The sequence below is a fragment of the Psychrobacter sp. genome, from assembly GCF_049295055.1.
Classification (GTDB): Bacteria; Pseudomonadota; Gammaproteobacteria; order Pseudomonadales; family Moraxellaceae; genus Psychrobacter.
Genome location: NZ_JBAQQF010000029.1, coordinates 1 through 12,457, shown reverse-complemented (window position 1 = coordinate 12,457; position 12,457 = coordinate 1). Strand labels below are relative to the sequence as shown.

The 12,457-nt window shown below is 39.8% G+C and carries 8 protein-coding genes; 5 read left to right on the top strand and 3 right to left on the bottom strand.

Annotated elements, in window-relative coordinates; all coding sequences use genetic code 11:
• Positions 1–94 precede the first annotated feature (94 nt).
• The 5 genes from WAZ74_RS03690 to WAZ74_RS03670 all read left to right on the top strand — a co-directional run bounded on the left by WAZ74_RS03690 (position 95) and on the right by WAZ74_RS03670 (position 6,881).
• Positions 95–1,429, top strand: a complete 1,335-nt coding sequence (locus WAZ74_RS03690; RefSeq protein ID WP_422305926.1) for a tyrosine-type recombinase/integrase — start codon at positions 95–97, stop codon at positions 1,427–1,429.
• A gap of 117 nt (positions 1,430–1,546) precedes the next feature.
• Entirely contained in the window at positions 1,547–2,452 is a 906-nt protein-coding gene (locus tag WAZ74_RS03685; protein WP_422305924.1) for a hypothetical protein, read from the top strand.
• Positions 2,453–2,915: 463 nt separating this feature from the next.
• Positions 2,916–3,170 (top strand): helix-turn-helix transcriptional regulator, encoded by a 255-nt coding sequence (locus tag WAZ74_RS03680; protein ID WP_422305922.1) that lies wholly within the window; start codon positions 2,916–2,918, stop codon positions 3,168–3,170.
• Positions 3,167–4,117 (top strand): hypothetical protein, encoded by a 951-nt coding sequence (locus tag WAZ74_RS03675; RefSeq protein ID WP_422305920.1) that lies wholly within the window; start codon positions 3,167–3,169, stop codon positions 4,115–4,117. Before WAZ74_RS03680 ends, WAZ74_RS03675 begins: the two co-directional genes overlap by 4 nt.
• Positions 4,107–6,881, top strand: a complete 2,775-nt coding sequence (locus WAZ74_RS03670) for a hypothetical protein (protein ID WP_422305918.1) — start codon at positions 4,107–4,109, stop codon at positions 6,879–6,881. The genes WAZ74_RS03675 and WAZ74_RS03670 overlap by 11 nt, the downstream gene beginning before the upstream one ends.
• A 235-nt stretch (positions 6,882–7,116) precedes the next feature.
• On the opposite strand, the gene WAZ74_RS03665 is transcribed toward WAZ74_RS03670, so the two are convergent.
• From WAZ74_RS03665 to WAZ74_RS03655, 3 genes are read right to left on the bottom strand one after another with little or no spacing between them, the layout of a single operon-like run.
• Entirely contained in the window at positions 7,117–8,361 is a 1,245-nt protein-coding gene (locus tag WAZ74_RS03665; RefSeq protein ID WP_422305916.1) for a GIY-YIG nuclease family protein, read from the bottom strand.
• Entirely contained in the window at positions 8,361–10,289 is a 1,929-nt protein-coding gene (locus WAZ74_RS03660; RefSeq protein WP_422305914.1) for a DEAD/DEAH box helicase, read from the bottom strand. The genes WAZ74_RS03665 and WAZ74_RS03660 overlap by 1 nt, the downstream gene beginning before the upstream one ends.
• A complete protein-coding gene (locus WAZ74_RS03655; RefSeq protein WP_422305912.1) occupies positions 10,282–12,141 on the bottom strand; it encodes a class I SAM-dependent DNA methyltransferase in 1,860 nt (619 codons plus the stop codon). The genes WAZ74_RS03660 and WAZ74_RS03655 overlap by 8 nt, the downstream gene beginning before the upstream one ends.
• Positions 12,142–12,457: the final 316 nt, after the last annotated feature.

Sequence of the window (12,457 nt, the reverse complement as noted above, 5' to 3'; positions counted from 1 at the left end):
TTATCATCAGTGACCACCAATTAGCAACATTAATGGTGGTCAGATTGGTGGTCAGGTTTTCAACGTGGCGAGTAAAGAATAGGGGCATACAGTCATGGCAGCATTAACAACTGATACTCAGATCAAAAAAGCCGTCAAAGAGGCACAAGGTCAAAAGCGTGTCTATCATACTATTGGTGGGTATCAAGGCCTAAGACTGCGCATCCGGGGTGGTTGCATTGAGTTTCAGCACCGCTATACACATCCAATCACTGGTAAACGTAAAGAGATGACGCTAGGGCAATACCCTGCCTTGACACTCGAGCGCGCAAGACAGACTCATGCCGATAATATGCGTATGCTCGCTAATAGGAAAGACCCAATCACCCAGCGCGATAGCGAACGCACAAGACAAGCCACTGCTATAACTAATACATTTAAGGCGGTAGCTCGTGACTGGCTTTATGAGCAGACAAGCAACCCTGACCACCAACCAGCGACAAGCACCCTAAGGAACATGCACAATTACCTTAGACCTTTAATAGCTGCTTTTGGTAAATTTCCTATTAGTGATATTACAAGCCAGCAAGTGCTTGCCCTATGCAGTGACATACAACGGGTTTATGTTCACAAAGGCAATCGCGTTAAAAATATGGCGCAGCGTATCTTTGCCCATGCTGTACTAAAAGGGTTTATTGAATACAACCCAGTAACGCAGTTATCAGGTGCCAAAGCATTAAAGCCGACTAGAACCAAGCACTATCCTTCACTGACAGACCCCAAAGACTTTGCCGTCCTATTGATAGAGATTGACCAGTTAAGTGATAAGCAGGTGTATAACAAACCGATATTAAAGCTACTACCGCTAACCTTTGCACGTATAGGCGATATATGCTCGATGAGATGGGCAGACATTGACCTTGATGGCAAGCAATGGATATTTAAGCCGCAGAAAGGGCAGCGCCGTGAGGACATGGTAGAAAGTTTAGTAGTACCACTAGCACCGCAAGCAATCGCAGTCATAGAGCAAATGCAATCATTAACGGGTGGGCATGAATATGTGTTTTATAACCCTAGACGCAAGAAAGGTTTTTACCATGATCAGCAGTTAGTGAACAAAGTATTAAACGACCCATCTATGAATAGTGGCGGCATTGGTGACAATTATGAGGGCAGAGGTTATAAAGAAGTGCACACGCCCCATGGTTTCCGTGCCAGCGCAAAAACTATGCTGATGGAACGACTAGGTTATGACGAGCTAGTGACAGAAATGCAGCTAGGTCATCAAATGCTGAACAAGTATGGAAAAGCGTATAACCGTATGCAAGCCGTACCTGAACGAACGCGCATGATGAACGAATGGGCAAACTATTTAGATGATATTAAAGCTGGCAAGTTTGATAACGTCATTCACGCCAGCTTTAAACAGCAGACACAAAAGCATGGGTGACGCCATGTAATAACGACCATGCAAGGCTAGGGGTTGCTCCCGAACGACAGCTATTTACACCCTTAAACTGTCACTGCCTTGCTCCTATTTCAATCTAAGGGTGTAGGGGTGTAAATTATGGTTTTGGATTATTTAAGCATAAAACAGACGCTTATATATCTTGAAAAGGAAACTGGCTACAAGTATGAGTTCGATGAGTTGAAGGAATTAAGTCTTGCTGGAAAATTAGATGTTTTCTTCTATCGTAATTGTATTATTTATAATATATATGATTTCAATATAAGCTCGACCCGTGTAAAAAAAGATAATGAGTTTGTTAGCCAGCCCCTATATTTTGCTAATAATGTCCATAAAATAGGTGGGATGTTTTTTTTAAAAGATGCTTTCCTTAACATTGATGATGGTAATTTTTCAAAGCTTAAGGCAAAAGTAACTGTAGAAGAGGTTTACGAGCAAGAAGACTTTTCGTTTGATAAAGAAAGTAATTATTCTTATTCGAAGGGTGATACAGGTTATCTTTCAAGCGCTAAGTTTGGCAACTTATATTATTTCCCTGACTATCGCATTGATAGTAAGCCATTACAAGATAGGGCTATAATCCATATTAGTTATGATGAATTGAGGTTTAAAAAAAAACAGCTTGATAAGCTTGTGAATATTACAGAAGCTAGTGCTCTAAAAATAGAGGACGAGCTTGCGAAAGTTAGAGATGAATTGAAAACTGCCTATAATAATCTCGAAAAAAAACAAGAAAAAATAGATAGGTTTGAGGCGCAAGAAATACAGCTAGATGACAATGAGCTTAATGAAAGAAGTGAGAAAAGTTATTTGATTACAATCGGATTACTATTGAACATGCTAACTATATCAAGAGTAGCGGGCGGGCGGCCAACATATTCAAGTGAGGCAGTGATTATTAACGATATAAATAGTGAGAATATTTATGGACAAAAAAAATCCACAATAGGTGAGCGGTTTAAAAAGGCTAAAGACGCGCTCATCGATGAAAAAAAGAAAAGATAACAGGCTTGCTGATAATGTAAAAACGATATATTTACTCATAGTAAGCAAGGATGATAGCTAGTATAGAATTGATTAATTCTGTTTATAATCTTAATTTATCACTATTGTTTTAGTGTGTGCTTTCTCTTTCATTATACGTATATAGCTATAGAATAACTTTGCTTTTCAAATTACTAAAAACCTCCTAAGAGCATTGACAGCTTAAAATCATATTGATATTACAAGAATGGCTATTTAGCTAAGCAAATGGATATTTGTTATTTCTTGTGAATAACAAAGTAAAAAATATAATTGCCTTACTAACCATGTAAGGCTTTTTTTTGCCTAGTACAAAATCGGCATCCCAGTTGGCATACTGCTCTATCCCAACTGGGATGCTGACTCTCTTATCGTTGGGTAATATTGCTAACACTTAATAACGCCAGTCATTGGCATTACATAGGAGTTAGCAGAAATGCTAAACATGTCAGATAGCTCCCAAATCATCGAAAAACTTCACCCACAGGGTCAAACGCGCATTAAAGTCGCGGCTACTATCGTTGGTGTACACCATCAAACATTACGTAGATGGTGGAAAGCAGATAAATTTCCAAAGCCAGTTAATATTCATGGCATTTTGTTGTTCAAGAATACTGATATTTTATCTTGGCTAGCAAGTCATCACGTTAATAGTAGTGACGAGAACGTTCCTTTTGTGAGTCAGGAGGTTCTAAAGTGACTGTATTTATTGAGGCTCAAGGTGATAAAACCTTACATCTAGCTACTAAGAGTGGTGTAAAGGCTGGCAGTCTTTATGCGAAGCGACAGTTAGTCAGTCTGCAGAAATATCTAGCTCAAAACTTTGCGGGCTGTTCTAACCATAGCCCAAATGCGTCACAGAAACTTGATCAGCATATGGTGAATCTTACAGGTTCAGAATCGCTATTAAATTATGAAAAAATTATCTACCATTACCCGTTACAACACACGATTAGCCACCTTAAAACCGAGTGTTTTAGTACTTTAGAAAGTTGCGTTTATAAGCTCATTAGTTGTTTGAAACCACTATTGGCGGGCATAGTGCTTAATAATATATGGATATCTACATCATATATTAGCTATTGCTTCCAACGCTTCAGAATCGAAGAAGTTGGTAACGTGAATACTGGCGCTAGCGTTATAAATACTAACCTTAGAAACGCGAATGATGACACCCAAGGTGCGAATGATGACACCCAAGGTGCAAATGATGACAATCAAGGTGCAAATGATGACAATCAAGGTGCAAATGATGACAACCAAGGTGCAAATGATGACAACCAAGGTGCAAATGATGACAATCAAGGTGCAAATGATGACAATCAAGGTGCAAATGATGACACCCAAAGCGCGAATGATGACACCCAAAGCGCGAATGATGACAATCAAGATGCGAATGATGACAATCAAGGTGCAAATGATGACAATCAAGGTGCAAAGAATAGTGTTAAAGCTAAAAACACTGGTCTTAGAAATGTAAGAGATTGCACAAATATGGTAAACACGCATATAGGAATATGCGAATTAAACATAGAAAGTATAAAAGTAGAAGATAGAAGTTTTGTAATATGTTATTACGAATTTCTCCTGCTGAATTGTGAACTATCTGACGACGATTTCAGTTGGGAGGATCAACATGACAGCTAAAACTAAAAATGCACCGAACGCGGCAAACGTCGGTGCATTGGTACAGCAAGCAATCACACAAAACACAAACGACATTAAAGTCAGGGCAGACCTCAGCGTCATAACTAGTATAACACCGCCGACACTAACAAAGAAACGCAGCCTTAACACGTTTGGCGAGTTGGTCACTGATACCGTCGCACAAATGGTGGAAGGTAGAGCCATCAATCAAAGCGTAAATAGCGCACAAGCACTAGGCGATTTGCTCGATAGCTTAGATCATAATCAGGCCGTAACGTGGGGCATACACACCGCCGCACAAGCTGAAATAGATATACTTAGTACTAAGTTATTCACTGAGAGAGGCGAGCCAGCCAGCGCGACCACACGAACGAATAAGCACTATAGATGGGGCAGTGATAACGGAGTTATGATGTTAGATTGCGACGATAAGACGTTATCAAAAGAGGCGTTTATCAAAGCTATTAACGATGTGATCCCGCTCGATAATATCGCGCATGTATGGCGGCCAAGTTCGAGCAGTTATATCTACAACGGTAACGAGCAGATCAACGGCCTAACAGGGCAACGCTTATATATCTTTATTAAGGACGCTGATGACATACCGCGCGCTGGTAGAGTATTGTTTGATAGGTTGTGGCTTGATGGTCATGGCTATTATGAAATCAGCAAAGCAGGAAGTTATTTAGAACGCGCACCGATTGACGTTAGCGTCTTTCAAGCAAACCGCTTAGATTTTTCTGCAGGATCAGATTGTATTGCACCACTAGAGCAGCGACCAGTGCCAACAGAGTGCCATGAAGGGCATGGGTTAGATACTAAAACAGCACTGCCTGAGCTTACAGCTAAACAAGTGAAAGTATTAGCTGCAATTAAAATAAAAGAGAAAGAGCTATATGCCGATAAAGTGAAGGTGATAAGAGATGTATTCAGTCATGATAGAGCCGTCGCACATTTAACGAAGCAAGGCATAAAAGAGCCAACCGACGAGCAGCTAAAGGCCGCAAAAAATAACGTACTACGCGCACTCAACATGGACGTGCTGGCAGGTGACTTTATTATCACATTGGCAGATGGTGAGCAGATAACCATAGCCGACGCACTAGACGACCCAGATCAATATCATGGTGCATTGACTAAAGACCCGCTAGAGCCAGATTATAATAACTTTCATAACGTCGGTAAGTTATACCTTCAAAGCCAACGGCCGACACTGTATAGCATGGCGCATGGTGGTAAAACATATAAGCTACTAAGACAGCCGCGCCGCATTGAGCACGTCGCTGGCAAGATGACAGACACCACACTGCAGACGCTTAGACTAATGCGCGCCTTACCTGATTACTATGATATGGGCGACAACCTAGTCAGCGTTAGAGATGGAAAAATAATGCCATTTAGTGAGTCGTTACTAGAGCATGAGCTAGGCGCGATTGCTCAGTTCTGGCAGTGCCCTAAGACTGAAAAAGCAACCTACGAGCAATTGATTGACCCACCAAAAAAGGCTATCCGCCAGATATTAGCAATGCATAAACACCGCCAGCTAAAGCCATTAAACGCTGTTATTAACGCGCCTACAATCACTCACAACGACCACATTGTCACAAAACATGGGTATGACGTTGAGACTCAGTTATATCTTGATTTCTCAGATGATGGCGTAACGATACCTATGTTTGTCAGCAAAGAGGACGCGATAGCCGCGTACCATGAGTTAATGAAGCCATTTGGTACTTTTGACTATGCAGACAACGTGAGCCGCAGTGTAGCGCTATCTGCAGTGCTGACAGCTGTGACAAGGCCGACGCAAGCAACAGCGCCAGCCTTTGCGTTTGACGCACCGAAACAAGGATCAGGAAAAACATACTTTTGTGAGTGTTTAGGTATCTTAGTGATTGATGAGTCGATAGCAATGACACCCAGTATTGAAAAGAATGAGGACGAAGTACGAAAGACGCTGCTATCTATGTTGATTGAAGGACGACGGTTAATTGTCTGGGATAACATCATGGGTGCGTTTAATAGTGCGACTATGGCCTCATTCCTAACGTCCGAGCGATTTAGCGGTCGCATACTAGGATTCACTCAGAGTGTAGAGGTATCACACCGTGCTATGCTGCTACTAACTGGTAACAACATGACATTATTGGGAGATATGCCGCGCCGTGTCTTAACTTGTCGATTTGATACAGGTATCGAGAACCCCACATTAGCAAAACGTGACTTGTCAGCGATCGACGGACAACGACCAGCTATCTACATCAAAGAAAACCGCTTTAAACTGATGACGGCGGCCATTATCTTGATACGTGGCTATCTGCAAAGCGACGACCACCAACGCGGTGGTATGGTTAGTGATAGACTGCCAGGCTTTGAGGAATGGGATACAACTTGCAGACAACCGATTATATGGCTAGCACAGCACGTTGAGGGCCTAATAGACCCTAAACGCTCGATAGATGACAACATGGAGAAAGACCCTGAACATGAGGCGCTGTGTGAGTTGCTAACTGCTATATATGAGTGGCAAGCCAGCGCACCATTCACAGCACGAGCATTAAATGATTACATGACGCGGCAAGTACTTAATGACCACCCACTACACGAGGTATTGATTGATTTAAACGGTGGCAATTCGTTAACTACTCGATCAATCGGTAATCTTTTGAAGAACAGACATGGACGCATTGCCGATGGAATGAAACTAGAGCTAGTTAAGGCCAGCACAAAAGGTAATCTTTTCAGGATAAGAAAAGTCAGTTAATCAAAAAACAGTCTTTAACAATAAAAAAGCTATTCGTTATAACGAATGGCTTTTTTATTGTTAAAGACTGTTTATATTTAAAAGGGTAGGACAGGTAGGACTAGTAGGGTTATTTCGTACTGCTTGTATACATATGCATATATTTAAATAAAATTATTCAAAATTAATAGGGTTATAATTGTTCCTACTAGTCCTACTAGTCCTACCTTATAACTGTTTTTAGTGCTACGCTCAGTTATTTCAAATCTATTTTCTTTGTAGCAGAGTTATATCTATAATTTATAATCTGCCCGTTCACTATCAAGTCAATCGCTGTATTTATCTGCTCTAAAGGCGCACTGAACCATTCTCGAGGTTTGCACATATTACCTTGTAAATCTGCAATCTCCACATCAATGCAAACATCTCTAAATACGGTATGTACTAAGTTTTCAAACTTTTGCGTATTCATGTTATAGCATTCGTAGTTGGCAACAATCTCTACTGGAGCCATTAAATAAGTCGGCTCATTGGCGGCATTTGCAATACGCTTTTTAACAGGTGTACGTGAATAGCCTATTTTAAATAGATTGGGTATGGATTGAATGCGAGCATCTTGGCTTTTACTAGATAAAATATAAATGAAACCAGCTGACTCATCTTCTTCGTTGATGCTTTTAATATCAGAGAAATACTCCCCTTTAGGCGAGACAATTTTCCCTTCTTTAGACAGGACTTTGGCAAGCGACCTATAAAGCATATTTGATTCTGTTCCATTCTCAAAAATACATCTTGTACGCCCATCTTTTCTTACGACAACCCCATCTATAACTTGATCTTTTGAAGTTAAGCTAACCTTATCTACATACAATAAAATGCCATCTAAGATGTAAAAACTACCTTCATTAATATTGTAGCCAGTTCCTTCAAACTCAATAATCTTACGTTGACCACTGTTCAACTCTTGCTGAACAACAGGAAACAAGTCTTTGTATTTATCAAAATCCTTACATGATTTACGGCGAGCGACAAAGTCAGTCTCAGCACGTTTATCTACCTTAATATGCTTGATGTTAAAAATACTCTGATCAGAGTCACCGAGTAAGCCAAAATCATCATCTGCAAAGATATCTTCAAACGAGGTGATTTCTTTTTCAACAAGTTCGGGTTCTGATGCAGCGACTTCATGGGTAAGTGGTAACAGATTGAATTCGTCAAAATCTACCAAAGCATGGCACTGTTCATTGTTATTCTTAATAGACTCTAAACGCTTGAACAGCATAAGCTCACTAATATTCGCCATGTTATTTTCAGGTAAGCGTTTATTAGCGTTATAGAAGTCGCTTATCTCTTGGAATTTAGCGACTAAGTGCTCATCTGCTGTAGGTGCCCGCGACTTTGCTTTAATCGTTGTAATCCCTAACTCATCATCATCATCAATGAAGCTTAGCCAATCATCTAATTCGATAGACTTTAAAACTTGCCACTCTTCATTTTTCATTATGCAGTTGCTCTCTTGCGTTTCTGTTGCTTAATATAAATGACACATTCAGCAAGTCTCTTTTCAGTAAAATCCGAGCTGTTTAAGTCAGGCTCACGACCCTTTTCATGCACAAACTGCTTAACTTTAGGCCATAGCAGCTTAGCCTCTTCAAAGTCCATTTGAATACGAGTGGTTTCAATGGATTCTTGGATAAGCTTAAGCACATCTGTCGTTATGGATTTTGAAAGTATTTCAAATGCTTTTTGGAAAGGATTGATCTGATCAATCAAGTCAATATGTAGCTCATCAATATTGATAAACTTATCGGCCATGCGGATAAATTTCTTACCGCCTTGCTCAGTTACTTCTGCTGAACTTATTGCACAATCTACTACGACTTGCTGTCTTACCTCTTCAACTTCAGCTTCAGTCAGATCGGGATACTTGCGCTGAATTATTTTAGGTATTAGAATTTTATTCACTACTTCTGGGTCGACTTTACCTGCCGAAGCGGCAATGACCTTATCATCTTGCAAGATAGCAGCTTTTAGATCAGCCAAATCAGACTCTATAATAGCTTTGGTGCGTTTGGTACTAGGTTCTTTAAAACCACCTATTTTCATAGTGCCAGATGGCGTAGGTTCGAAGTCGCCATCTCTTTTCGTTTTGAATTTAAAATTAGGGGCAAGCACTTGTTCCATTAATAAAGAGCCAGTAATAGCTTTCAGCATATTATTTACAGCAATGGTCACGTTGTCGTTTGCAGCATCAGGTTGCGCGATAAGGTTGGTGAATTGAGCGTGGGTTTTATTTGCGCTATCCCGAGTACAACGACCAATAATTTGAATAATTTCAGTTAGTGAGCTTCTATATCCAACAGTCAGTGCGTGTTGACACCACTCCCAGTCAAAACCTTCTTTTGCCATACCTAAGGCAATAATGATATCCATATCGTCTACGTGATTCATATTACGTAAATAGTTTTGGATAATATCTCGCTCGTTCTCTTCAACTAAATCTGCCACCTTAATGACTGTACCATCGGGCCGTGTAACGAGAATAACGCCTGTTTCAGGATCTCTTTTACCGGCTTCACCCAGCACTTCAAGAATAGCATCTACCTCATCATATTTTTCTTTGGTTGATTCACCTGAGTTGACGTTTGGTATATGAATAATGGTTTTCTTTCCATAATTCTCTTCTGAGTTGAGTACCTCATGAATGACATCAGTATATCGACCTTGGTAGAAGTGATAGCCAATACCAAGCGACTTTAGATAGTTATAACCATTGAGCTGCTCATAATAATTGAAAGAAACTTTATCAAACTGGGCTTCATCTTCAGGTGTCAGCACAGGGATACTATCGCCACGGAAGTATGAACCTGTCATAGCAACAATATGGGCGTTTGAATTCGCCATGATACTGCGCAACACACCGCCTAAGACGTTATCACCATCAGCAGACACATGATGAAATTCATCAATAGCGAGCAAGCAGTCATTGAACACGCTATCTTCTATTTCTTGAAAGGCAAAACGTAGTGTGGCGTGAGTACAAATCAATATCTTGTCATCGCTTGCCATAAAACGCTTAAATGCTTTGGTTTTGCTACTCTCACCACCAGGAATACATAGGTTATTGTTATCGTCAATGTCCCAATCACAAAAGAAACCATATTTAGTTAATTCGGTCGAACTGAATGAACCGCCAATAGATCGCTCTGGCACCGCTACAATCGCTTTTTTGATACCTTGATTATTTAGCTTATCCAATGCTAAGAACATTAGGGCACGTGATTTCCCTGATGCAGGAGGCGCTTTTAGTAATAGGTACTGACTATTGCGAGCGGCATAGGCACGTGCTTGCATTGCCCTCATGCCCATCTCGTTTTCGTTTGAGCTAGCACCCGTCTGAGCGTATTCGAAGTGCATTAAATTAGGCATTTTTATTTCCTGTCATTTGAACATATTGCTTAAGAAGAATCTCAAGCCTTTCATCATCGTTTTTCAAAGGATTAGTTTTATATAAACTTTCAAAGTACGTATCTAAAGCTAAATGGGCACTTAAGAGATCAGATGGCATGTCTCCCTTTTTATATAGATTCCCAATAGTAGTATTTAAATGTTCTTCTCTTGCAGAGAGTATTTTTATTGATAACTCAGTTAAAACTTCTTTATTCTCATCAGTAAAATCAGGGCAAGGAAAGGTGTTGTAACAAATAACATTAGAGTAACGGTAATCGTTCTTTAATCTCCCAGCCACGGCTTTGACCCATGTCATATGCATTTTGGAAGAAATAACTCCGAAAACCCAAAGCTCAGGATCATGAATGACCTGTATAGAATTCATAGAAATATAACTTGATGTAAAAAAACCACACTGCACATAGTCCCTGTTTTCAGAACTAGTACATGGCACAACTAACATATTATTTTTAGCTACATGCCTATATCTAAACTGGTGAGAACGATTCACTAAACTCCTAGCAACCTCTCCACCATTTTCTCGAAACTTTCTTACAGATTCAACTCTCTTAGCTATAGAAGGTATCAGCATTGCCTCCTCTAACTCATAGTCCTCTATCCAAATACACCAACGCTTAATTCCTTTTAAAAATTCTTCTCCACCAATAGTTGGTTTAATGAATTTCTCAGCATTATAATTAGCGCTAATGATTTCTTCTTTCTCAGAGCAAGTAAGCTTTAAAAACCCTCCTTCAAGAGGCATATTTCCATATATCATTTCTGGTAAGCTACTTAATGGCTTTTTTGATTTTTCTACGATTACTTTGCTATCTGCATTTAAGTAAGGTCCTATCGAAGATGTAGAAAGCTTAAGATTATCAGTATATATATAACACTCTTTTCCAGATGACTTCCGCAGTCCAACTATAACGCAAATTACAGCAGCCTTTCCCTTAGCTGAATTCTCCCATTTAAAAGACCTATAACCGAAAGAAATTTCAATATCTTTATTAAAAATATGTGGCCAAAGTAAAGAAACTTGGTCTCCTTGGACAATGGAGTTTGTAGAGACGAGTGCTGCTTGTGCTTTTGTTTGTTTTATAAATAAAGAGGCTAGATAGAACCAACAAGCTATATAATCCAGATTTTTGTAGTCTTTTGAGAAATGAAAGACTCTTTTCAAATCTTCTTTTTGTTCTTTATTCTGTCTTTTAGCGCCTAAGTAAGGTGGGTTACCTATAATATAGGTGTTAGCATCCGCCCCTTTAACATAGTCCGTCCATAGTAACTTTGTCGCATTCCCTTGGGTAATATTACCACTACTCTTTAAGGGTAATGTTGGAGCACATTCACCAAACTCATCCTTAAACTCTACATTCATTTGATGCTCAGCTAACCAAAGCGAAAGTATGGCTACTTCATGAGCAAAATCATCAAGCTCTATTCCATAAAACTGAGATAGTTTGATACGTGAAAACGATGAGTCTAAGCCGGCCTCATCAAAAAAATCATCTTGATAATCATCTTTTTTAAACTCTTGAAGTTGCTTAATTATTTCCATCTCAAGCTTACGAAGCTCTTTAAAAGCAATAATTAAGAAGTTACCTGAACCACAAGCTGGGTCAAATATTTTGATGTTAGCGATGCGATCATGCAGTTTACGCAAACGGCTAGGTTTTAATTTTGGATCAATGTTCTCTACTATATTTTCTAGCTCTACATACAAATCATCCAAGAACAGTGGTTCAATTACCTTCATGATGTTGATGACGGACGTATAATGCATCCCCATCCCACCACGCTGATCGGGGTGTACAACGGCTTGAATCATAGAACCAAAGATATCAGGATTGATACCCGACCAATCTAGCTCACTGCCACACTCAATGAGCATTCTGCGAGACTTGGTAGAAAACTTTGGTGAACCAATAGAGTCAGCAAATAAGCCACCATTAACGTATTCAAATCTAGCTAAATAATCTGGTAAGTCATGACGATTTTCTTTGCTAGTATTTAAAACCTCTGAACCGCCCCGACTATATCGGAGAGTGTTTTACTTGAGTCAGGCAGCAATGCCTGACAGGGTTAAATTATCATAATACCGCTTTTCAAATTCAAAAGGTGACACATATCCAATCGTGCTATGC